Origin of the sequence: Gramella sp. AN32, from assembly GCF_023718305.1 — a bacterium.
Taxonomy (GTDB): domain Bacteria; phylum Bacteroidota; class Bacteroidia; order Flavobacteriales; family Flavobacteriaceae; genus Christiangramia; species Christiangramia antarctica.
Genome location: NZ_QEYO01000020.1, coordinates 1 through 23680, shown reverse-complemented (window position 1 = coordinate 23680; position 23680 = coordinate 1). Strand labels below are relative to the sequence as shown.

General features: G+C 40.4%; 17 protein-coding genes and 2 tRNA genes. 5 read left to right on the top strand and 14 right to left on the bottom strand.

Annotated features, from left to right (window positions below; translation table 11 throughout):
- The first annotated feature begins 235 nt into the window (after positions 1 to 235).
- Genes DHD80_RS16980 through DHD80_RS16960 form a run of 5 tightly spaced genes read left to right on the top strand, consistent with a single transcriptional unit; the run spans position 236 to position 4629 of the window.
- Positions 236 to 1936: a GMC family oxidoreductase gene (locus DHD80_RS16980; RefSeq protein WP_251742657.1), complete on the top strand. Its 1701-nt coding sequence runs from the start codon at positions 236 to 238 to the stop codon at positions 1934 to 1936.
- Positions 1937 to 1945: 9 nt separating this feature from the next.
- A complete protein-coding gene (locus DHD80_RS16975; protein ID WP_251742656.1) occupies positions 1946 to 3049 on the top strand; it encodes a Gfo/Idh/MocA family oxidoreductase in 1104 nt (367 codons plus the stop codon).
- Positions 3042 to 3590 carry a gluconate 2-dehydrogenase subunit 3 family protein gene (locus DHD80_RS16970; RefSeq protein WP_251742655.1) on the top strand — a complete coding sequence of 183 codons (549 nt, stop codon included), beginning with the start codon at positions 3042 to 3044 and terminating at the stop codon, positions 3588 to 3590. The genes DHD80_RS16975 and DHD80_RS16970 overlap by 8 nt, the downstream gene beginning before the upstream one ends.
- Before the next feature lie 29 nt (positions 3591 to 3619).
- Positions 3620 to 4303: a 6-phosphogluconolactonase gene (locus DHD80_RS16965; protein WP_251742654.1), complete on the top strand. Its 684-nt coding sequence runs from the start codon at positions 3620 to 3622 to the stop codon at positions 4301 to 4303.
- A 29-nt stretch (positions 4304 to 4332) separates the two neighbouring features.
- Positions 4333 to 4629, top strand: a complete 297-nt coding sequence (locus DHD80_RS16960; protein WP_251742653.1) for a hypothetical protein — start codon at positions 4333 to 4335, stop codon at positions 4627 to 4629.
- A gap of 116 nt (positions 4630 to 4745) precedes the next feature.
- On the opposite strand, the gene DHD80_RS16955 is transcribed toward DHD80_RS16960, so the two are convergent.
- From DHD80_RS16955 to DHD80_RS16890, 14 genes are all read right to left on the bottom strand, one after another.
- Positions 4746 to 5861 (bottom strand): mechanosensitive ion channel family protein, encoded by a 1116-nt coding sequence (locus tag DHD80_RS16955; protein ID WP_251742652.1) that lies wholly within the window; start codon positions 5859 to 5861, stop codon positions 4746 to 4748.
- Positions 5862 to 6139: 278 nt separating this feature from the next.
- Positions 6140 to 6298 carry a hypothetical protein gene (locus tag DHD80_RS16950; RefSeq protein ID WP_251742651.1) on the bottom strand — a complete coding sequence of 53 codons (159 nt, stop codon included), beginning with the start codon at positions 6296 to 6298 and terminating at the stop codon, positions 6140 to 6142.
- Positions 6299 to 6332: 34 nt separating this feature from the next.
- Complete coding sequence (locus DHD80_RS16945; protein ID WP_251742650.1) at positions 6333 to 9464, bottom strand: efflux RND transporter permease subunit; 3132 nt, start codon at positions 9462 to 9464, stop codon at positions 6333 to 6335.
- Between the two features lies 1 nt (position 9465).
- Entirely contained in the window at positions 9466 to 10533 is a 1068-nt protein-coding gene (locus DHD80_RS16940; protein WP_251742649.1) for an efflux RND transporter periplasmic adaptor subunit, read from the bottom strand.
- A 41-nt stretch (positions 10534 to 10574) separates the two neighbouring features.
- Positions 10575 to 11930 carry a TolC family protein gene (locus DHD80_RS16935; RefSeq protein ID WP_251742648.1) on the bottom strand — a complete coding sequence of 452 codons (1356 nt, stop codon included), beginning with the start codon at positions 11928 to 11930 and terminating at the stop codon, positions 10575 to 10577.
- A 192-nt stretch (positions 11931 to 12122) separates the two neighbouring features.
- Complete coding sequence (locus tag DHD80_RS16930; protein ID WP_251742647.1) at positions 12123 to 12584, bottom strand: MarR family transcriptional regulator; 462 nt, start codon at positions 12582 to 12584, stop codon at positions 12123 to 12125.
- Between the two features lie 344 nt (positions 12585 to 12928).
- Positions 12929 to 13012 (bottom strand) — tRNA-Leu (locus DHD80_RS16925).
- A 42-nt stretch (positions 13013 to 13054) separates the two neighbouring features.
- Positions 13055 to 13127, bottom strand: a tRNA-Gly gene (locus DHD80_RS16920).
- 155 nt (positions 13128 to 13282) lie between these two features.
- Positions 13283 to 15853 (bottom strand): DNA mismatch repair protein MutS, encoded by a 2571-nt coding sequence (gene mutS, locus DHD80_RS16915; protein ID WP_251742646.1) that lies wholly within the window; start codon positions 15851 to 15853, stop codon positions 13283 to 13285.
- Between the two features lie 149 nt (positions 15854 to 16002).
- Positions 16003 to 17241: an ATP-binding cassette domain-containing protein gene (locus DHD80_RS16910; RefSeq protein ID WP_251742645.1), complete on the bottom strand. Its 1239-nt coding sequence runs from the start codon at positions 17239 to 17241 to the stop codon at positions 16003 to 16005.
- 10 nt (positions 17242 to 17251) lie between these two features.
- Complete coding sequence (locus DHD80_RS16905) at positions 17252 to 17392, bottom strand: hypothetical protein (RefSeq protein ID WP_251742644.1); 141 nt, start codon at positions 17390 to 17392, stop codon at positions 17252 to 17254.
- A 50-nt stretch (positions 17393 to 17442) separates the two neighbouring features.
- Positions 17443 to 19275: an ABC transporter ATP-binding protein gene (locus DHD80_RS16900; protein ID WP_251742643.1), complete on the bottom strand. Its 1833-nt coding sequence runs from the start codon at positions 19273 to 19275 to the stop codon at positions 17443 to 17445.
- A gap of 127 nt (positions 19276 to 19402) precedes the next feature.
- The gene (locus DHD80_RS16895) at positions 19403 to 20785 is read right to left on the bottom strand and encodes a S8 family peptidase (RefSeq protein WP_251742642.1); all 1383 of its coding nucleotides are present in this window, start codon (positions 20783 to 20785) and stop codon (positions 19403 to 19405) included.
- A 213-nt stretch (positions 20786 to 20998) separates the two neighbouring features.
- On the bottom strand, positions 20999 to 23566 hold the full coding sequence (locus DHD80_RS16890) for a S41 family peptidase (protein WP_251742641.1): 2568 nt from the start codon (positions 23564 to 23566) through the stop codon (positions 20999 to 21001).
- Positions 23567 to 23680: the final 114 nt, after the last annotated feature.

Here is a 23680-nt window from a genome sequence, read left to right as displayed (position 1 = left end):
TCTTGTATCCCAAATTATAAAAATCGAAAGCTCTCTGAAACCGACTCTCTCTTCCCCTGGGACAGGCAGGTTCGACGCAAAAGTCCCGGGTAATAGTTTATTAAAAACACTGCAAGGACTTTATAAAATATTTTATTGAAAGCCATGCGTGGTGTGCCGGGTTTTTATTAATTTGTTGGACAGGAGCTTAGGTAAGTATAACAGCATTATAAAAACCTTTAATTACAAAATATGTATGTTCGACGAGGATAAAAAATTTGATGCTATTGTTATTGGTTCCGGGATATCCGGGGGCTGGGCGGCAAAAGAATTATGTGAAAAAGGTTTAAAAGTACTGGTACTGGAGAGGGGGCGCGATGTAAAACACCTAAAAGATTATCCCACGGCCTTAAAAAATCCCTGGGATTTTAAATATGGGGGAAGGATGAGCAGGGAATATCTTCTTAAAAACCCTCTGATCACCAAAACCTATGCTGTAAACCAATCTACGACCCATTTCTTTATCGAAGATGAGGACCATCCTTATATACAGAAAAAACCTTTTGACTGGATTCGCGGGTACCAGGTGGGCGGAAGATCCCTAACCTGGGGCAGGGCTTGCCAAAGGTGGAGCAATTATGAATTCGAAGCCCCCGCCAAACATGGTTATGGTATAAAATGGCCCATAGACTACAAGGACATTGCGCCCTGGTATTCCCATGTGGAAAATTTTATAGGGGTGTGCGGCAATAAAGACGGGGTTGAAGCAATGCCAGACGGGGAGTTTTTACCGCCATTTGATTTTAATTGTGTTGAAAAACACCTTAGTGATAAAATAAGCGAACATTATCCAGATAGGTATATGGTACAAGGGAGATGGGCCCAGCTTACCGAACCAAAAAAAATCCATCTGGATCAGGGAAGGGGAAAATGCCTAGCTCGCAATCTTTGTATGCGGGGTTGTCCTTATGGCGGTTATTTCAGCTCAGTTTCTTCTACATTGCCCTGGGCCGCCGAAACCGGAAATTTGACTATACGCCCCCATTCGGTGGTGCATTCTATTTTATATGATAACGAAACAGGAAAAGCTTCCGGGGTCAAGGTGATAGATTCCAATTCCGGGGAAGAAACAATATTCAATGCCCGTATTATTTTTGTTAATGCTTCAGCTTTAAACACTAACCTTATCCTTCTCAATTCCAGGTCCCAACGGTTTCCCAACGGTTTAGGGAACGATAATGGTCTATTGGGAAAACACATCTGTTTTCATATCTATCGGGCCAATGCAAGTGCCGCTATCGATGGTTTTGAAGATAAATATTACTACGGCAGGAACCCCACGGATACAATTTTGGCAAATTTCAGAAATCTGGGCAAAAAGGATAAAGATTTTTTTGGGGGCTATACTACTTTCTGCGGCGCATATAGGGCATCAACAACAGGCGTGCCTGATGGAGAGCCACAACTAGGGGCGAATTTTAAACATGCTTTAAGCGAACCGGGGGAATGGCGCGTCTATATGTACATGCAGGGAGAAACCATTCCTAAAATCACCAACCAGGTATACCTTAGCCCGGATAAAAAAGATAAATGGGGCATCCCCTTATTGGTAACAGATGTAGCTTACGATGAAAACGATGAAAAAATGATCGAAGATTTCCTACAGGAAAGCCGGGAGATGCTACAAAAAGCAGGTTGTAAAGATATTGTCACGGCAGATAACAAGCAGTCGCCCGGGCTGGATATCCACGAAATGGGAGGGGCGAGAATGGGAAAAGATCCCAAAACTTCCCTTTTAAACCAGTGGAACCAGCTGCATTTGTGTAAAAATGTTTTTGTGACAGACGGTGCCTGTATGACAAGTACAGGCAACCAAAGCCCCTCCATTTTGTATATGGCACTTACGGCAAGGGCTGCGGGATATGCTGCAGAAGAATTTAAAAAAGGAAACTTATAAATATTGTTTATGGAAAGGAAAGTAGGGATTGGGCTTATAGGCTCGCAATTTATCACCACAATCCACGCAGAAGCATTGCGCCGGGTCCCCAATGCCGAAATTTTGGCGGTGATATCCCCTACCCCGGGAAATGCCGAAGCTTTTGCACGAAAAAACAATATACCACACCATTTCACCCAACTCGAAAAAATGTTGGAAATGAAAGAAATAGATATGGTAGTGGTTGGTGCCCCAAATTTTCTCCATTGTGAGATCGTTTTAAAGGCTGCCCAAGCAGGAAAGCATGTCGTGGTAGAAAAACCTTTATGCCTAAACCTTCAGGAAGCAGATAAAATGATCGCTGCCTGTAAAAAGGCCAAGGTAAAACTGATGTATGCTGAAGAGTTATGTTTTACCCCAAAATATGTTAGGTTAAAAGAATTGCTGGATGAAGGCGCCCTGGGAAAACCGGTATTGTTCAAGCAAAGTGAAAAACACGATGGGCCCCATTCAGAACATTTTTGGGATGTAGAAAAATCAGGTGGCGGGGTCACTATGGACATGGGCTGCCACGCTATCCAATTTTTTAGATGGCTCAACGGGAAAAATCCAATAAAATCTGTTTACGCCCAAATGAACACCAGTGTGCATACAGGTAAAACCAGGGGGGATGATAACGCAATAATTATCCTAGAATTTGAAAATGGTACGATAGGGGTCGCTGAAGAAAGCTGGACCAAGTTAGGCGGCATGGAAGATAAAGCCGAAATACACGGCTCTGAAGGAGTTGCTTATGCCGATGTGCTGCAGGGAAGTTCCATACAAACCTACAGCAAAAAAGGGGTAGGCTACGCAGTTGAAAAAGCAGGAAGCACCGTGGGCTGGAGTTTCACCATCTATGAAGAGATCTGGAACTATGGCTTTCCACAGGAATTTGAACATTTTGTAGATTGTGTGCAGAATAACAAACAACCCCTGGTAACAGGAGAAGACGGGAGGACAGTGCTGGAAGTGATTTTCGCTGCCTATGAATCGGCAGGAACAGGTAAAAAAGTGTATTTACCTTTTAAAACCGAGGCTGATAGACCCTATAAACTCTGGAAAAAACGGGATAAAACAATCAAAAATGGATAGAAGGGAAGCGTTAAAAATCACCTCAATTTTTTTGGGAGGGACTATCATTGGTTCAGGATATTTTATTTCCGGATGCGCTTTAGACGAGGCCTCCGGAGAATTTCTTTCCGAAGCCGAAATCCATTTCCTTAATGAAGTAGGGGAAACAATTTTGCCTGAAACCAAAAGGTCACCAGGCGCAAAGGCTGCTAACGTTGGAGCGTTTATGCATACCTTCGTACGTGACTGTTACTCCCCGGAAGAACAAGAGATTTTTAAAGCAGGAATTGAAAAGTTGAACCATAGAGCTAAAGCAGCATATTCTGCAAATTTTATAGACGTTCAGCCTGAACAAAAGTTTAAGTTGCTGGTAAAGATTGACCAGGAAGCGGAGAAAGCAAACCTTCACTATTTTACCATGTTCAAGCAATTGAGCATCCTGGGTTATTTCACTTCCCGGCCGGGCGCAACCCAGGCGCTGCGTTACAATCCGGTTCCCGGGGAATTCATAGGTTGTATTCCTTACCAGGAGGGGGATAAAGCTTTTGCTGGCAGGGTATGAAAATTCAATATTGTAAAAATTACGAAGAAATGAGCCGGCAAAGTGCCCGGCTGTTAATTTCCCATATTAAAGGAAATGGTACAAAATCCTTGTGCCTGGCCTCTGGCAGTTCACCGCTAGGCCTTTATAAAAATTTTGTGGATGCCTATAAGGAAGATCCGGCTAATTTTCCAAATTTAAAGGTGGTGAAACTGGACGAATGGGGAGGCATAGACATTACAGAAGAAACATCTGGGGAAAGTTATTTAAAAACAAACATTTTAGCGCCCCTGCGCATAAAGGAACCCAATTTTATTTCCTTTCAAACTAATACGGCTTCGCCGGAAAAAGAATGTGAAAGAGTCCAAGATGAACTTGAAAATTTGGGTGCCCTGGACGTATGCATATTGGGGCTGGGAATGAACGGGCATTTAGGTTTTAACGAACCTGCCAAAGAATTAATGTCTTACTGCCATGTAGCTAAACTTAGCAGAAAAACCCTGCAACATGCTATGGCGGTTTCCATGGCGAAAAAACCTACCTACGGGTTAACCCTGGGCATGGCCAATATCCTGAATTCTAAAAAAATCATCCTGGTGGTTTCCGGTGCCCACAAACAGATAGTCATAAAACACCTGCTAGAGCAAAAGATTTCCACTTACCTCCCCGCTTCACTTTTATGGCTACATCCCAATACTACCTGCTTTATTGATGAGGAAAGCCATACAAGATAGGGCCTCACTACGATTAAGATTCGCTTCTGATGGTTCTCGTTAACAAAAATAATTATGTGCCTTTCAATTGGCACCCCATCACTTCTTTTCAGCAAATTGAATTAACGGGAGAAACACAACTTTTAATAAGTGGAAACAGCTTTACTGTATATACGTATCATGGAGATTATTCTTCTTTAAAAGGTTTACTTGTTCAGGATTTAAACAATTTCAAACTGGTATCAGATTTTGGCATTGATCCTTTTAATAAGCAAATTAAACCCACACCAGACCTTAAAATAAAGGTAGAAACATTTTGGCAGTGGTACCGAATAATGAAGAGGTAATGGTATATAGCATTCAAGATCAGAATTAATAATTTCAGGATAAATACCTGTTTTTCGAATTCTCATAGGCCCATAAACAATCAGAATCTTCAAATCGGCCAGAAATTCCCCTGTGATTATTTTTCCTTATTCAATCCCACTAGTTCTTCCAATTGTTTTTCTTTAAAAACCATAGTCCTATGTGGAAATGGAATAGAAATTCCTTCCCGGTCAAAGCGTTTTTTAATACTTTCGTATAAATCACATTTCATTTGGAAAGCTTCTTCGAAATTGCTTGCCCAGGCCCAGGCGCGTAAGGTCACTGCTGAATCATCCAGGCCTATCACCCGTACAAGGACTTTCTTTTTATTATTGTATTTGTCCAGTTCACTGCGATGGTCCATGAGATTGGGATGGTCTTCACATTCTTCCCGCATAATATGCTTGGCCAGGTCTATATCACTATCATAAGAAATCCCTACTTCCACCCATTGGCAACACATGCGTTCGCCTAAATCGTAGTTGATCAATTTCTCTTTATTGATGATCGCGTTGGGGATCACGATCATCTTATTCTCGTAATTTCTTATTACGGTATGGCGCAGGGTAATATCTGTAACCGTTCCCACCATAGACTCATCTACTTTAATAATGTCACCTAATTTGAAAGGTTTGAAAGAAATGATGAACAATCCGCCAACCAAATTGGAAAGTGCCTCTTGTGAAGCAACACCAACCACTACTGCCAAAACTCCAGCCCCACCTAAAGCCGTAGCGGCAAAACTGCGCATCGATTCAAAAGCGATAAGGATTAATAAGGCTCCTATAAAATAAACCCCAAAAATGGCGATGTACCTCAAAAATTTATAACTAGTGATATCCTGATTTTCTGCACTTCTTTGATTAATAGTTCTTTTAAACCAGGTTTGTACCAGGGAAACCGTAACTAGAGTAATCACGGCAACTATACCTAGGTAAAATACGAGATAAAAATTTTGAGTAGCCGCTTTGTATTGCTCTTCATCAATAAAAATAAATGCCAGGGCCAATAACCCTAGCACAACCCAAAGTGCATTAAGTATTTTTTGAACAAGATGCATCGTGGAAGGTTCTTCATTAGGGTACCTACCTATAAAACGTTTTTCCAACCATTTATGAAGTAGTCTGGTTAAAAAACGCAAAAACAATACAATACCAACTACGATAATTGCGTAGATAATTGCTTCTTGATGGGTATTCCAGAATTCTATCATTTTTGCTTGTTTTTATTGTATTTGTATATGGCATATAGTGGAATATAAATCAAGGCTATCCCCATAAATCCAGTTATTAATAAAGTTTGAGCTCCTTGTAGTTGAAGCAGCTTAAATAGAAAAGACAATAAGGTTATGGAACTAAATAATGCTCCCGATATATATACAAATTTTCTCATTTTTATTGAAACTTTTTCTGGTTTCCAAAACCTTCCAGTTATTAGCCATCAACCAAAGCCTGTCTTTCGACAAAAACTGAAAGGTCTGGAACCATTTGTTTATTTAAATTTTGACAGAACCGCTGAGAAAATTAAACCTATGGCGAGGCCCAGAATTATAATACTCACAAAAGCTAAAGGAGATTGAAGCAATTGGAATAATCCGGCCCCAAGGCCAATAACAATCCCGCCATAAATCACCCATGAACTTTTATTCATTTTAGTATTATTCTTTTATTTGATCCTTTGTTCATCAATGAGCTGTATGTACTTGTAATTCTGAAATATCATGGGCTTTAGCTTTAGCCTCTTTTCTTTTGATATCTCCTTTCCAGATGTCTATAACCACATACATTACCGGAACAATAATAACAGTGAAAATCAGGGAACTGGTAAGTCCCCCAATAAGTACCATCGCCAGTCCGTTTTTCCATTCTGCTCCAGCCCCTGCTGCAAAGGCAATAGGGATCATCGCAATTACCATGGCGAGGGTCGTCATTAAGATTGGGCGTAACCTGGAAAGTCCAGCATTTACTACAGCTTCCACACTTTCCATCCCATCTTTTTTAAATTGATTGGCGGCATCCACAATTAAGATCGCGTTTTTAATAACCAATCCTACCAGCATAATCAATCCCAGAAATGTAAATACACCTAAACTTTCCTGGAACAATGCCAGGATTAAGAAAGCGCCAATCATCGCCGTAGGCACAGAGAACATGACCACCAATGGGTAGGCATAACTTTCATAAAGTGCCACCATAATTAGGTACACCAGTACAATAGACATAAGCAACGCCAAGCCTAAACTGGCAAAAGCTTCCGTCTGGCTTTCCAAATCACCGCCCATTTCAAATTCGACACCTTCCGGCATTTCCATTTGTTCAATGGCCGTTTGCACCTCTGTAGAAACTGTTCCCACGGGACGTCCCACTACCTGTGCGCCAATGCTCACGCTACTGCGCTTGTTGTCCCGTTGTAATTTGGAAGGACCGGTAGATTGATCTACTGCGGCAAATTGTTGTAATTCTATTAACTCGCCCGTTGAATTTAGAAATGTGACTTTTCGTATGTCCTCTATATTCTGACGATCAAACTGATCCAGCTTTACGTTGATATCATATTCATTTTCGCCATCACGAAATTTATACTGTGTATTACCGGCAAAAGCGTTTTGCATCGTATTACCAACGGTGCTCATGGTAAGATTTAATGCAGCCATTTTATCACGGTCTACAGTGATGGCAACTTCTGGATTCCCTCCTTTGGCAGAAAGCTCAACTTCTCTTGTGCTGTTTACGCCTTCAATGGTACGCTTTACTTCTTCCGCAGTATCCATTAAAACATCTATATCGCTACCTGTAAGTAAAACCTGAATAGGCCCTGCGGTGCTTCCGCCAACCATCCCCACGGCAGCTGTTTTAAATTTCACCCCGGGAATATTTTTGGTCAATTTGATCTTGATATCCCTGGCAAACTGTTCCGAAGTGATGCTGCGCTCATCGGGGCTTATCATTTTAGCATTTATCTGGGCCAGATTTGAAGAATTTCCACCACCGCCTGTTCCTGTACCCACCGTAGAAAATACGGAAGAGACAATTTCATCTTTCAGCAGTATATCTTCAACAGCAAGAGTGGCGAGGTTGGTTTCTTCAATAGTGGATTCCTTGGGCAATTCTAATTCCACGATAAATTCACCATTATCGCCATTCTTTACAAATTCACTTCCTATAAAACCGAATGCCAATAATGATAGCGAGGCAAGAACCAGAAACAACAATGAAAAAGCCGTAATACGCTTACGGGAAAGCGTCCATTGTAAGATGTTTTTATAAATAGTGTTAACGCCGGTTAGGAAGTTTTCAAAAGCGATCAAAGGCCTGTGTAACATTTTCTTTTTGTCCAGGGTTATAACTTCTGAAAAGCGGGAAGACAATAAGGGGGTTAGCGTAAAGGAAACAATTAGCGAGATGCCAGTTGCAAAAGCAACTACTACCGCAAACTGTTTTAAAAGGTCCGCAATAAGTCCGGTCACAAAAGTAATGGGCAGGAACACGGCAATTAACACCAGGGTAATGGACATTACAGAAAGCCCGATTTTTTTCCAGCTTTCCATCGCCGCATCCCAACGGCTTTTCCCTTTTTCCATTTCGGCATGGATTTGTTCCAAAACTACAATACTGTCATCCACCAGGATCCCGACTACCAGGGAAAGCCCCAATAAGGTCATCAGGTTTAATGTATACCCCAAAAGGTTCATGGCAATAAAAGTAGCCACGATAGAAACCGGGATGGATACCATCACAATAATTGAATCTTTCCAACTCCGCAGAAAAAACAGCATGATGATGGCTACCAACCCAACCGCGAGCATCAGGTCAAATATCACCGCATTGGCAGCTTCTAAGGTAAATACAGAACTATCCTGGGCAACAGCTATGTTTAAGTTTTTATCGGCATATTCTTCTTCAATTTTTGCAATTTCAGCTTTAATATCTTCAGCTACCTGCACCGTATTACCATCACTTTGTTTGGAAATGGTCAATCCAATGGAGCTAATCCCATCTATCCTGGAAATAGTGGTCACCTCTTTGGTAGTATCGTAAACTTCGGCGATGTCCTCTATACGAACACTTGCGCCGTTGCCAGTGGTAATTTCCAGACCTTTAATATCTTCTACATCCTGGAATTTTCCTGAAAGCCGAACCGTTACCTGTTGTTTGTCGTTCTTGATATTTCCCGTAGGAAAGTCCAGGTTGGCCGCTGAAATGGCCTGGGTTACCTGAAGGATACTCAATCCATAGCCTTTCAACTTATCCCTATCTACATTTACACGGATTTCCCGCTCATTGCCACCAATAACCTGTACCCGGGCAACTCCTTCTATTCGGGAAAGCGTTTCCTTAATGTCATTTTCAACCAGATCATTAAATTCTGTCACATCCATTTCCGAAGAGACACCCAAACGCATAATAGGTAGATCATCAAACGAAAACTGGTCAACACTCGGTTGGTTTACCTGGTCTGGCAACTGGCCCACGATATTGTTTACTTTTCGCTGGGCATCCTGCAAAGCCTGGTCAACATCGGCATTATAGGTCAATTCTACATTAACTATGGAAATACCTTCCTGCGATGTTGAGGTGATGTTTTTTACCCCTTCCAGAGCACTTACCGCATCTTCGATATTCGTGGTTACTGAATTCTCCACTTCGCTGGGGGATGCTCCGGGATAGGTGGTGCTAATAGAAAGCTGGGGCGAGGTGATTTTTGGTAACAGCTCATAACCCAGGCTGGTGTAACTAATAATCCCTAAGAGGGCAACAATGGTAAAGATAACTACGGCAAGCGTAGGTCTTTTTACGGATAATTCTGTGATAGTCATCTTACTTGTTGTTTATGATTTTTATTTTTGTTCCTTCAGTAAGGTTAATGATTCCTTTGGTCACGATTTGCTGCCCGTTTTGCAAGCCATCAAGTACCACCACATCACCATCGATAACCGCACCTGCGTTGATTTTCTGAAGGGTGACCGTGCTATCTTTTACAATATATACTGAAGGATTCTGTAAACTTCCCACAATGGCTTCCCGAGGAATGACCATTGCATCCTGCTCGTTGATTTTTAAGGCGTCAAAATTAACCTCGGCAAAGAGACCGGCGCGCAATTGATTCTCTTGGGTATTATCTACTTCAATAGTGACTTGAAATTTTCTTGAGACATCTGCCTTTACACTGATGTTGCTAACCATTCCTTGAAAGGTTTCCAAAGGATATACATCTGTTTTTACTGAAACCTGCTGGCCTTCCTTAATTTTTGAAAGGTTGTTTTCCGCAATGTTCACCACGATCTTCAGCCTGTCTATCTGTACGATTTCGGCAATGTCATTTCCCGGCATTACAAAACTGGTTTCCTCGACCATTAAATTATTCACTACACCATCTATGGGTGATTTCACTACCGTAAAACTCAATTGTTGATTGATTTGGGCAATATTCGCCCGGGCATTTTCACGCTGGATGCGAATGTCTTCCAAAGCACTTTGCGATACGGCACCTACTTCTAACAGGCGCTCATAACGTGCCACATCTTTTTCCGCTTTTGCGAAAGCACTCTGCGCGCTGCTTAATTGTGAACTAAGGGAAACTGCATCTACACGTGCGATAATTTGTCCTTTTCTTATTTTCTGTCCCTCTTCCACCTGCAGGTTTTGGATGCTTCCCTGGGATTCGGCCACAAGCATCACTTCTTCCCAGCCCTTAAATTCTCCAGTAGCAGTTAGTCCATTAGATATGGTTTTTGCCCCTACGGTGGCGGTTTGTACAGGGATTGCAAATTCTTCAGGAATAGCGGTCGCTTTCTCGTTCATCTCTTTTTTGTTATTGAACAAGGTGTACCCAACAACCCCAATTAGGGCCACGACAACTATGATTATTATATTTCTTGTTTTCATTATATAGTGTTTATACGGTTGATACCTGCCGGCAGGCAGAATTAGTTTGTTACTGATGGATTTACAATTAATTGAGAAAGTCTGCCACTGGATTTCAATAAAGTGACTTCGGCTACTTTGGACTGAAGGAGCGCATTAAGGTAATTGGATTGTGCCTGTCTTAAGGCAAATTCAGAATCCAGTAGTTCCGTTAGGTTCGCAACCCCTTCATTATAGGAGATTTTAATACCATCATAGTTTTCCTGGGCCAATTCCATATTCCTTAGCTGGCTCTCTATCTGGGAATTGCTTAGGAGCAATTGTTCCCTTGCATCACCAAATTCTTTCTGGATATTCAGTTCTAAAGTTTCCTGGTCCAGTTCTAACTGTTCGGTGACAAATTCCTTTTGTTTTAAACGATTGCGCCGTTGGAAGCCATCGAATATGGGGATAGTCGCAGAAATCCCCCAGGTACCACTCCATTGTCCCTGATAAAGATTGGGATCAAAATCTAAGAATTCGTTGGCCTGTCCTAAATAATTGTACCCGAAACTTGCACCTAGTTTTGGCAAATATTCTGCCTTGATAAGCTTTTGGTCAATAATAGATAACTCGATAGATTTATCCAGTTGTTGGTATTCCAGGTTCGCTTCCAAAAGTAGTTCAGTTCCCAGAGGATAGGGTTCCCGATCTTCCAGTTTTTCCACTAAAACGACCTCGGTAGCCATAGGGATATTCAGCAGAACTTTAAAAAGCCTTATCTGCTGGTTTTTTCCGAACACAGCATCCTCGATTTGTGTTTTAAGGTTGGAACGGTTTACAAGCAGTTGGTTAAGGTCTAGTTTTTTTATAATGCCTTCCATATATTTAGCATTGGAAAGTTCAATGAGGTTATCTGTACGGTTATAGTTTTGTTGCAACAATTCCACCTGCTTTTGAAAAACCTGTATCTGGATATAAGTTTGGATCACATTTACAATTAAGTCCTGGGTGGTCACCAGCGTCTGCAGGTTCCTAAGTTCAGCAAGTGCGGTAGTACTTTTTATGGAATTGAAAAGTTTGAAATCGAGCAATTGCTGTTGCACATTTACCCCGGCAGCATACTGGTAGCGATTGCCAAAGGCGACACCTATAGTAGTTCCCGGTTCACCGCCAAAAATTTCACCTGGCAATTGTTGTTCCTGTAGGGAGAAATTATCTGTAAAACCGGCATTAGCGTTTATTTGGGGGAGTGCCTGTCCTTTTACTTCCGCAATCTGGGCCTGGATGATTTCCTGATCAATTTGAGAGGCTTTAAGATTATTATTATTTTCTATAGCATAGTTGATCGTTTCTTCAATAGTATTGAAAGTTATAGATTCTTGTGCAATAGAGGTAAGACCTAACAGACAAAAAGCTGTGAGAAAAATAAATTTCATTATGCTGATTTTAAATGGCTTCATAGAATTCATAAAAATGCTTTAAAGAGAGGAGAAATAGTAAATATTTCTTTAAATGGCGGATTGGTGTGGATGAGTGTTCATAGTCTGTCGTCAAAGAGAAGTTTTTATAGTTAAGTATTCACTTTTTAGTTCATAAATAAAAGAACCAAAATTATAAAAAAATATCGCTTAAGCTTTTTTCCAATTTTCAATGATGTCTATACTCTCTTTTTGATAGTATTCAATGAATTCTGTAAAATCTTTAAGTTGTTGGTTAAATTCTTTTGTATGGTCTGTCCTGTTTTCAAGAATTTCTTTAATTACCGTGTTATATGTAGTAAGGCCTTCCATACTTTCTTTAAAAGAATTTCTCCATTGGCCTAGTTTTGAATGAAAATATCTTTTACGGTCTCCAGGTTTAGTTTTGTAGCCAATACGTTTAAGCATTAAAAGATTATTGATGGCATTGCTGGTAGCACTCTTACTCAGGGAAAGTGATTCGCGAATTTCATCAAAGGTTAATTCAATTCTATCGGCAACGGTAAGCAAAGCATCCACCCGGGCTGCTGCTGGTGACAACCCCATTCCTTCCTGAATAACGCCGAAACTCTCTATAAGTTCTTTTTGTTTATTTGTTAGCTTATCTTTCATATAGGGGACAAATATAGAAAGTTTTTTTAGTTCTCGCAAATAAGAACTAAAAAAATCCATTTCGAGTATAATGATCCTTGCACCTGTCTCCTGGTAGAAGTTATAGTAAAGAATCAACAGTTTATAGATTTTTGGAGGCCTTTATTATAAACCGTAGACATATTTGTCACAGTAAAGTGTCAGGAATAAACTACATCCGGATTTGAATGAAATAATGAAAAGCCTAAATTTACTTTTCTAAAGCATCTAAGAATTTTGTTTATTTTTTCGAGTAAAAGAATTTCGGAATAAGACGTAGAAATCCTCAAAAACAAAAAAGCCCCCGCATTGGCAGGAGCTTTAAGTACTCGGGACGGGACTTGAACCCGTACGAACTAATGTTCATTGGATTTTAAGTCCAACGTGTCTACCAATTCCACCACCCGAGCAAAATAAACCTATGTGAAATAGGACTTATTTTTATATCGTTGAGCGAAAAACGGGATTCGAACCCGCGACCTCCACCTTGGCAAGGTGGCGCTCTACCAACTGAGCTATTTTCGCGATTTTAAAGAACGTTTGCCAACCCAAAGGCATAGCATTTATTGCGGAGGCAAATTTAAAACAAATCTAAGAATAGCAAAGGATTTTTTAAGAAAAAACAACTGATGGACTTTAATAAACCAATATGAGAAATTAAAACTTCCCCAGGAGCTGATTTACTTTTTATGAAGTCGCCTTTTTATCTCATTCAATTTCATCAAAGCTTCAACCGGAGTTAAGGTATCTATATCAATGTCAATTAATTCCTGTTTTAAATCTTCCAGCAAGGGATCATCAAGCTTAAAAAAGCTTAGCTGCAGTTCTTCTTCGGCAGATTTTTTTAATACTGCTCCGGAATCTTCCATGGAGTGGGAATTTTCCAGTTTCTTCAAAATTTTATTGGCCCTTTGTATTACCATTTGAGGCATTCCCGCCATTTTAGCTACGTGAATCCCAAAACTATGTTCACTACCCCCCGGAATTAATTTCCGAAGAAAAAGCACCGTTTCTTTCAATTCTTTAACCGAAACATTGTAATTTTTAATACGATCAAAAGTTTCACACATTTCATTCAGTTCATGATAATGTGTGGCAAACAAAGTTTTGGGTCTGGCGGGATGCGCATGTAAATATTCGCTAATCGCCCAGGCAATGGAAATTCCATCATAGGTACTGGTTCCGCGTCCAATCTCATCGAGCAAAACAAGGCTCCGTTTGGATATATTATTTAGGATACTGGCGGTTTCATTCATTTCTACCATAAAAGTAGATTCTCCCATCGAAATATTATCACTGGCCCCTACTCTGGTAAAAATTTTATCCACAAGTCCAATTTCAGCAGACTTTGCCGGCACGAAACTTCCCATTTGCGCCATTAAAACAATTAAAGCGGTTTGCCTTAGAATAGCTGATTTACCGCTCATGTTAGGGCCGGTGATCATGATAATTTGTTGCTCCTCCCGATCCAGTTTGACCGTATTGCTTACATATATTTCGCCATGAGCCAGTTGTTTTTCAATTACCGGATGCCTTCCTTCTTCAATTTCGAGGTTAAAAGTGTCGGTGATTTCAGGTTTATTATAATTTTCAAGTTTTGCCTGCTCTGAAAAAGAACAAAGGCAGTCCAGGCGGGCTATTAGCCTGGCATTTTGCTGCACCGGGGCAATATAATCTACCAGCCACTGAATGAGTTTAAAATAAATCTCCTGCTCCAACTGATAAATCTTTTCTTCTGCCCCTAAAATTTTAGCTTCATATTCTTTGAGCTCTTCGGTGATGTAACGCTCGGCATTTACCAGGGTTTGCTTGCGTGTCCATGCTGAAGGGACTTTATCTTTATAGCTATTTCGCACTTCGATATAATAGCCGTAAACATTATTGCTACCAATTTTTAATGAAGAGATTCCGGTGGTTTCGGTTTCTCGTTTAATCATATTATCGAGATAATCCTTGCCCGAAAATGCCAAATTTCGCAATCCATCCAATTCCAGGGAAAATCCTTTAGCGATCACATTCCCTTTTTGAAGGTTTACCGGTGCTTCTTCACTTAAACTTTCGGAAATCTTTTTCCGAAGTAAATCACAGGAATGCAAATTATCCCCAATAATTTTGACAGCTTCATTTTCGCAATCCAGTGCTTTTTCTTTTACCGGAACGATCGCATCCATTGAATTTTTAAGCTGATTTACCTCACGCGGACTTATTTTTCCCGTGGCTACTTTTGAAATAAGTCGTTCCAGATCACTAATCTGACTAATCTGGTCCTGCATTTCTGCCAGTAATTCAGGATGTTTTAAAAAATATTCCACTACATCCAGGCGTTTTTGAATTGCTTCAGCATTTTTTAAAGGAAGCGCCAGCCAGCGTTTGAGCAATCGGCCGCCCATTGGTGAAATAGTCTTATCGATCACGTTTAAAAGGGTGACCGCATTTGGGGAATTTGAATGGTACAACTCCAGGTTACGAATGGTAAACCTATCCATCCATACATACTCTTCTTCAGCGATCCTGTTAATGCTGCTGATATGTTGAAGTTTTGTATGCCGGGTTTCAGATAAATAATAAAGCACTGCTCCGGCAGCTATAATGCCTTCTTCCAGATGGTCGATCCCAAAACCTTTTAAGGATTTTGTTTGAAAATGAGTGTTTAGTGTTTCCTCTGCATAATCGGTTTTAAAAATCCAGTCATCCAAATAGAAACAATGCAGGTCTTTCCCAAAAGACTCTAAAAACTCCTTTTTATTTTTTTTCTGGACCAGGATTTCACTAGGATTAAAATTCTGAAGTAATTTATCAATGTATTCCGTATTTCCCTGGGCACATAAAAATTCACCCGTGGAAACGTCCAGAAATGAAACTCCAAGTTTTATTTTTCCGAAGTGGACTGCGCAAAGAAAATTATTCGATTTACTGTGAAGAATATCATCATTCATCGCAACCCCCGGCGTTACCAATTCGGTTACCCCCCGTTTTACAATGGTTTTGGTCATTTTTGGATCTTCCAGCTGGTCGCAAATGGCCACGCGCTGACCGGCTTTCACCAGTTTTGGCAAATACGTGTTCAGGGAATGGTGAGGAAAACCGGCAAGCTCGGTGCGCTCCCCGCCGTTATTCCGATTGGTGAGCACAATATTAAGGATCCGGGCGGTCTTTACCGCGTCTTCACCAAAGGTCTCGTAAAAATCCCCCACCCTAAATAACAATAACGCATCAGGATACTTCAGCTTGATGCCGTTATATTGTTTCATTAAAGGTGTTTCTTTCTGGGATTTTTTTGCAGACAAATTATCAGGAATTTAGTAACCGCTAAAATACCTAATCAGCAATTTGATTGAAAATTATCGCCACTTCTTTTATGCGCATCTTATTCACATTCATAAAAATACCCAAATTCGACCTACACCTTCCCTCCTGTTGAACCTTCCTGCCTTTTCGTAAGCTGAAAAATAAATTGAGGATTAAGCCCGCTTTCCTTTCTGTGGGAAACATAGATCACCGCGGTTTCACTTTCTGAAGCGATTTTATTGATAAGTTCTACAAGAAGTGCCGCAGCTTCGTCATTTAAACCCGTTGTTGGCTCGTCTAGGATCAATAAGGGTGGATGTTTGATCATGGCCCGGCCAATGAGAACAAGCCGTTGCTCAAGGGCTGAAGCTTTCGAAAAAAGAATATTTGCCTTTTCGGGAAAACCGAGCACTTTTAGCCATTTTTCAGCTAAAGATATTTGGGATTTTTTTGGCATTGCGTATAAGCCAATGCTGTCCAACATCCCCGAAATAAGCATATTTTCCAGGCTGTGGTTGCCCTGGAACATTTCAGTAAGGGCGGGTGAAAAATAACCAATTTTATCCTTGATTTCCCAAACCGTCTCCCCACTCCCCTTTTTATTCCCAAAGAGATATAGATCCTGGCCATAGGCTTTGGGGTTATCACCGTAAATCATGCTCAATATCGTAGTTTTCCCGGAACCGTTTGGACCGGAAAGCTGCCAGAATTCACCCTTTTTGACCGTCCAGTTAATATTTTTGAGGATTGGCCTGTCTTCATAAAAAACCGATACTCCCTTTAATTTCACCAATTCTTCTGGAATACTATCATATTTTTTTAAAGGAGGAGGTATTGATACATCTTTCTCGAAAACTTGTCGTCCATCCTTTTTAAAATCCCCTGCGGTAACCCTGGCATATACCTGATTTTTCCCAATTAGTAGCACCTCATCTATAAATGGCAGAAGATCCTCTTTCCGTTTTATTAGCTGAATAATACTTATATCTTCTGAAAGCTGGACCAAATGTTTTTGTAGAAATTCCCCGGACGGGATATCCAGGGCATCAAATGGATTAACCAGCAGTAGTACCTCAATTTGCTGATTGATTAAGTGTTCCAGTAACGCCTTTCGCCTTTCCCCGGTTGAAAAAGTCCTTATAGACCGATCTTGGGAAAGTTGGGAGCGGCCATGCTTATAATCTTCTTCAATATATTCCTTCAAAACCTCTTCAGAAAAAATACCTATTTTTTTATTCCTAAAACAAGCCAATTCTCCAGGAAAGTTACCTTTCTTAATCTGGTTAAAAAATGCCTTTTCCGCATTATTTTCGATACTTACGGCAAAATGCCGGTATTTGTTTCGGGCCATATCTAATCAATTATTTCGAAAATTCAGGTTTATTTGCAGGCACGGAATTCATCTTTTGCAATCCATCTTTTAAGCGATCGGTCCAGATGGATAGATAGCCTTGTTCCAATCCAAAAGAAAAGTCCTGGCCATCTTCTGGATAATTATGCATTTAAGCTTGCCATGTTATTTACGGGCATAGTTCTTCCCACATTCTAATGACTACTGATAACCCGCGGCCTGGAGATTGAAAAGTTCAGCATAGAGCAATTCGTTCTCCATTAGCTCACGATGCGTTCCAATTTCCAGAACCGATCCGTCTTTAAGGACCATAATCCTATCCGCAATTCGAACGGTACTAAAGCGGTGGGAAATGATTACCGCGGTCTTACCTTCAGTTAATTGAATAAACCGCTGAAAAGCCTCAGTTTCAGCCCTGGCGTCTAATGCTGAAGTGGGCTCGTCCAGGATCAAAACCTCAGCATCTTTCATATAAGCCCGGGCGATGGCGATTTTCTGCCACTGCCCGCCGGAAAGGTCTTTCCCGTTTTTAAATCGTTTTCCCAAAGGCTGATTATATCCCAAAGGAAGATCGGTGATCACTTCCCGGGCCAGACTTTTTTCGGCAGCGCTATCCAGTCGTTCCTGATTTTCAATTTCAGAAATTTCACCCATGGCAATATTCTCCCGCAGGGTTAATTCAAATTTGACGAAATCCTGAAAGATCACTCCAAAATATTGTTGATATTCTGATTGATTGTATTTATTTATCGCTATGCCGTCCAAAAGGATCTCTCCTTCTGTTGGTTCGTAAAACTGAAGGAGTAATTTGATCAGGGTAGTTTTTCCTGCGCCATTTTCACCAACAAAAGCCAGCTTTTCTCCTGCCCTTAATTCAAAGTTGATATTTCTCACCACCCATTTGTCAGATTTGGGATATTTAAATCCCACATCTATAAATTCGAATCCTTTCTGAATTTTTTCGGGAAGAGGAAATGAATCCTCAGATTTTCTATCTATAAAAGACAGATCTAGAAATTCGAAATAATCCTGAAGATAAAGTGCACTTTCGGTAATTTGGGTAAATCGGGTAAAAAAGCCCTGTAGTTTAGACCTTAAACGATTAAAAGACCCCGAAAGAAAAGTAAGGTCCCCAAGAGAAAAGACCCCGGCAACCGTTCTAAAAATAATAAAAACATAGGCACTGTAATAGGCTGCAGTCCCAATCATATTAAAAAATGACCCCCACCCGGCACGTTGCTTGGCCAGCTTCTTACTCTGCAAATAATATTTATCTGATAAACCTTTAAATCGATCAGCCAGATATTCAGAAAGGCCAAATAATTTCACCTCTTTTGCGGTGACATCACTGGCGCCGGCGTAACGCAAATAATCAAGTTCCCTACGCTCCTGCGTCCAGCTTCTAGCCAGGGAGTAACTGGTGCCACTAAATTTAATTTCATTAATGATCGTGGGGATAATCGAGACCACCAATAAGATGATGAGCCAGGGTTCAAATGCCACCACCCCGATAAGCAACGAAATAATTACAATAATATCTTCACCCTGGGTTAGAATATTAGACATTAATCCCACCCTTCCGGTGGTTTGTTGTCTGGCCCTTTCCAGTTTATCATAGAATTCGGAATCTTCTAGTTGGGCCAGATTCAATTCCGAAGTTTTTTTGATGATCTTAACTGAGGTACTTATAGAATATTGATCACCCAAAAGAGCATCGCTTAAGCTAATTCCCCGGCTTAAGAGATCTGATAAAATGGCTAATCCAAATTCCATAGCCACCAGAACCCAAAGCCTGTCAAGATCTTTAGCTTCCGCAGAAATTTGAAGCACGACCTCATCTATGATCAATTTTCCCAACCATAACATGATCACCGGAAGAATTGCGTTAATAATCCTTCCCGTAACATTGGCATAGAAAAGCGTGGGGTTTACTTTCCTTATTTCTTTAAAGAACCGGGGAATAAATTTTAAGGAGGCGAAGCTTTCGCGAAAATCAATTTTATTAGCTTCCAGTGATTTTTTTAGTCTGGGCAAATTTTATTGGTTAGAGGTTTATACTTTAATACTGTCGTAGCAAATTGGCTAAAATTTCTCAGAAATTTAAATTATAAAATAAAAAAGCCTCCAAACAGGAGGCCTTTTCTTTCAAAAAATATTTTATTTAAAATCCACCTACATCCAATCTTCCGTTGGTAAGCACTTTACCGCTTAAGGAAGAAGTAGGAACTGCTGAACTTAATATGGCATTTTTAATTTGTGCCGCAGTAGCGCCTGGATTAATTGAAGCATACAAGGCAGCTGCACCAGAAACGTGTGGTGTAGCCATAGAGGTTCCACTATAACTCGCATAGGCGGAAACTACCTGTCCTTTAGACCTGGTTGGTACTGTAGAATAGATAGCAGAACCAGGAGCTCCTATATCTACACTTGTAGCACCAAAGTTAGAAAAACTGCTTAGCCCACCGGTTTTGGTAATGGAAGCAACAGATATAATATTATCGTTGGTGTAGGAACCAGGGTAAGAAGCCGATGCATCATTATTATTAGAATCGTTCCCTGCAGCAGCTATAAAGAGTATCCCTGCCTGGTTGGCCCTTTCAATAGCATCCTGAAGTCCTTGGGAGAATCCGCCACCGCCCCAGGAGTTACTTGTTGCTACAATATTAATTCCATGACGTTGTTTTAAATCTGTAAAATAATCTACTGCTTTAATAGCATTGGCCAGGCTTCCACCTCTTCTGCCTAAAAATTTTCCGCTTAGCAATTTAACGTCCCATACCACGCCGGCTACTCCGGTGCCATTCCCTCCGGAAGCTCCAATAGTCCCTGCCACGTGCGTCCCGTGATCATCATCTACACCGTCAAAGATCGAGTTATCATTTCCGTCAAAATCCCAGCCATATACATCATCTATATATCCATTACCATCATCATCCACACCATTCCCAGCTATTTCACCCGGATTTGTACCTGCGTTTGCTGCAAGGTCTACATGATCAAACATATATCCCTCATCAATAATCCCAATATACACATTCGAGGATCCTGTTTTTCCAGCAGCCCAGGCTTCTGCTGCCTGACTTCCATATTGATTGGCTGGAGATGATGCATCACCGTACATTCCCCATAAAGAACCGTCCAGATAAAATGTATCGTTAGAGGTAGCATCATGACGATAAATATAATTTGGTTCAGCATACTCGACTTCAGCTAAATTCTGCAAAAGCTTTATCGCATCCAAAGTTTTCAATTTGGAAGAAACCAGCAAAAATTCACCTTTTGCCATACCTCTGGATTCCATTGCCTGAGTTGTAATATTTTCGATAACAGCTCCCTGAATAATTGACAGCGCCTTAGACTGCGCTTTCCCTTCACCTGCTTTAAACTTGATCAAAACTTCATTGGGAACAAAATTGAAATCCTGATTTTCGCTTACAGCATTTTCAGAAGTTGTGTCCATTTCGAAAGATTCTTCCTTTTCACAGGAAACTGTTAGGAGCATTCCAGAAGCGATAACTGGAAAGAGTAAATTATTAAATTTCATAAATGTTTGGTTTTAATTAATGAAAATTTTATGCATCAATATAACATTTAATATTCACAATATATTAACGTTTGTGAATAATATTTTACCACTAATGGTATTATTTTGCCGTTTAAAGTTATATATTTTAACTATTACGTTAAAATTTAGATATTTCATATTGTGTTATTCGAGCTTAAAATATGGATTCTTAATCCTAAATATTTGTTTTTCTTAATTTCGAGTTTTAATGGGATAAGGCGGCCTTTCGATTTTTTTCGGCGGGTTATCTTTTAACTGTTGCATCACTACTTCAATAGCCTTCTCCAGTTGTGGATCTTTCCCGTTGATCACCTCTTTGGGCAATTGTTCCACTTCAATATCTGGGGCTACACCTTCATTTTCTATCCTAAAACCATCCTCGTTGTAAAAAGCCACATTGGGCGCAGTAACAATTCCGCCGTCAATAAATTCAGGATAGCCTAAAACACCTACCAGGCCGCCCCAGGTCCTTTTTCCTATAAGTGTCCCCACTTCAAATTTCCTGAACATCCATGGGAGATAATCCCCACCGGAACCGGCAGTTTCATCTATGAGCATTACTTTTGGCCCCTGAATAGATGCACTCGGAGATTTGAGGTCTTCACCATACCTAAAATTCCAATAAGCCTGTTGTGGTTTTCTCAAAATATCGATATAATAATCGGCTAACTGGCCACCACCATTAAAACGTTCGTCCACGATCACTCCCTGTTTGTTTGCCTGAGGGAAAAAATATCTTTTAAAATATTCATGTCCGGCATCTGCCGTATTGGGAACATACACATAGGCGATCTTTCCATTGGTCGCTTTATTCACTTTTGCGATATTCCCTTCAATCCAGTCACGATTCCTCAAATCACGTTCACTGGTCACAGGATTCACTTTTTCCACATGGGAGTTATTGCCATTTGCTGAAGAACTCACCGTTAGATTTACAATCGTTTCCGCAGTATTTTCAAAGTATTTAAAAAGATTATCTTTAGAGGTAACATCCTGCCCGTTCACTTTAATGATATAATCTCCTTCATTAATATTCACTCCCGGTTCGGTTAAGGGGGATCGCATATTAGGATTCCAGTTGAGTCCACCATAAATTTTCTTAATGCGATAACGGTTATTTTCCACTGCATAATCAGCACCTAACAAGCCGCCTTTTATACTTTCTGAAGTCTCGAATTGATCGCCCCGACTTGAAAAACGATGATGTCCCACACCCAGTTCACTAAACATCCATTCCATGACATCGTATAAATCGTTTCTTGTGGTCACATCTGGTAAAAACTGGGCATATTTTTCTTTCATTGCTTCCCAGTTTACCCCATGCATTTCCGGATCATAAAAATAATCACGGTTCACCCTCCAGGCTTCATTGAAAATATTCTGAAATTCTGCCTTGGGATCGATCTTTACTCTTACCGAACTTAAATCTAACATGGGTTGTGAGGGACTTTGATCTAAAGTAGTAACCCCCATCTTCCCTTCTTTCATGTAAAATAACTTTTCGCCATTAGCAGAAATCTCATAGTTATCTAAAGACATGATTAACGTATCCTTCTTTTCCAATAAATCATATTTTCTAAGCATTCCCGGGCCCGGGCTATGGGCTGAATTTGAGATATAATACAACTGTCCTTCCTTTGGAGATTCCAAATGCTCATACATGCCACGAGAAACCGGGATATCTACCATTCTATAAGACAGTTTCTCGAAGTCAATTTTTAGAGGTTTGATCGCAGGCTCCTTGTTATCTTCTTCAGCTTTCTTCTTCTTTTCCAGTTCTTCTTCAGTCTGCTGGATCACTTCAACATCATTTTCCTTGAAAAATGGCGACATCACATCTTTTTGCAACGTTACCATATATATGGAATTGCTCATTTCCATATCCTGATTGGATTGATCGAACCAGTTTACTACAGGACCGGCATCAGTAGAAGCCAGCATATACAAATATTTTCCGCTGGCATCAAATTCCGGGCTGGTGACATTCGAGAACCCATCAGTCACCGAATAAGATTTATTTTCAGAAATAGAATAAAGAAAAGCCTGCTCAAAATTCGTAGAGGTGATGAGGGTATAAGCGATCCAGTTTGAATCATGGGACCAGTCTCCAAATAATTCCCGAAAAATTCCGGGTGTATATAAAACATCAGAAGAAATTTTTGAGACTTTTCCCTTAGTAGTATTGTAAACATATAGACTTCTCCCGTTATCTACAAAAGCCAGTTTTGTATTATCTGGAGACCAGTGTAAATTGGTATAAAATCCTGCTCCGTCCAGTTTGATCTTTTTCGTGGAACTTTTCTCATTTTGATCGTATAAATGCAGGGCATATTCGCCACTTTCATCGGAAAAATAAGCGATGGTTTTTCCATCTGGGGACCAGGCCGGGTATTGTTCATGTACACCGGGGGTATTGGTAATATTCATGGGATCACCTTTATCTACTGGAACTGTAATAATCTCTCCTCTAAAATCTATCACTACTCGTGCTGCTGATGGGGAAATAGAAGCGCTACGTACGTATTTATCGCCCTGCACGAACCTTGGGCGCAACTCCAAAAGATCGGCAGCGATCCCAACCTGGATTTGTTTTGTTTCATTCGAAGCGGGATCGAACGTATGTAAATATCCCGCCTGCTCAAAAATGATCTTATCCTTTCCTGCAGAAAGATTGAGGATAGGAAAATCATCAAAATCGGTATGTTTTTCTACGGAATTTGAACCGGGAGCGTAGCTGTATAAATTAATTGAGTTAGTCATTTAAGTTCTGTAACTTAGTATCAACAAAACGGCTATTATGGAAGATTTTAAAGGGCAGAGTATACTAAACTTTATAAAAGAACTGCCAAATGATGATGCTTGCAAGGCATATCT

Coding starts and splice junctions, on each gene's coding strand:
- DHD80_RS16980 (WP_251742657.1), top strand. CDS start 236: ATGTTCGACGAGGATAAAAAATTTGATGCTATTGTTATTGGTTCCGGG.
- DHD80_RS16975 (WP_251742656.1), top strand. CDS start 1,946: ATGGAAAGGAAAGTAGGGATTGGGCTTATAGGCTCGCAATTTATCACC.
- DHD80_RS16970 (WP_251742655.1), top strand. CDS start 3,042: ATGGATAGAAGGGAAGCGTTAAAAATCACCTCAATTTTTTTGGGAGGG.
- DHD80_RS16965 (WP_251742654.1), top strand. CDS start 3,620: ATGAGCCGGCAAAGTGCCCGGCTGTTAATTTCCCATATTAAAGGAAAT.
- DHD80_RS16960 (WP_251742653.1), top strand. CDS start 4,333: ATGGTTCTCGTTAACAAAAATAATTATGTGCCTTTCAATTGGCACCCC.
- DHD80_RS16955 (WP_251742652.1), bottom strand. CDS start 5,861: ATGATAGAATTCTGGAATACCCATCAAGAAGCAATTATCTACGCAATT.
- DHD80_RS16950 (WP_251742651.1), bottom strand. CDS start 6,298: ATGAATAAAAGTTCATGGGTGATTTATGGCGGGATTGTTATTGGCCTT.
- DHD80_RS16945 (WP_251742650.1), bottom strand. CDS start 9,464: ATGACTATCACAGAATTATCCGTAAAAAGACCTACGCTTGCCGTAGTT.
- DHD80_RS16940 (WP_251742649.1), bottom strand. CDS start 10,533: ATGAAAACAAGAAATATAATAATCATAGTTGTCGTGGCCCTAATTGGG.
- DHD80_RS16935 (WP_251742648.1), bottom strand. CDS start 11,930: ATGAAATTTATTTTTCTCACAGCTTTTTGTCTGTTAGGTCTTACCTCT.
- DHD80_RS16930 (WP_251742647.1), bottom strand. CDS start 12,584: ATGAAAGATAAGCTAACAAATAAACAAAAAGAACTTATAGAGAGTTTC.
- mutS (WP_251742646.1), bottom strand. CDS start 15,853: ATGAAACAATATAACGGCATCAAGCTGAAGTATCCTGATGCGTTATTG.
- DHD80_RS16910 (WP_251742645.1), bottom strand. CDS start 17,241: ATGGCCCGAAACAAATACCGGCATTTTGCCGTAAGTATCGAAAATAAT.
- DHD80_RS16905 (WP_251742644.1), bottom strand. CDS start 17,392: ATGCATAATTATCCAGAAGATGGCCAGGACTTTTCTTTTGGATTGGAA.
- DHD80_RS16895 (WP_251742642.1), bottom strand. CDS start 20,785: ATGAAATTTAATAATTTACTCTTTCCAGTTATCGCTTCTGGAATGCTC.
- DHD80_RS16890 (WP_251742641.1), bottom strand. CDS start 23,566: ATGACTAACTCAATTAATTTATACAGCTACGCTCCCGGTTCAAATTCC.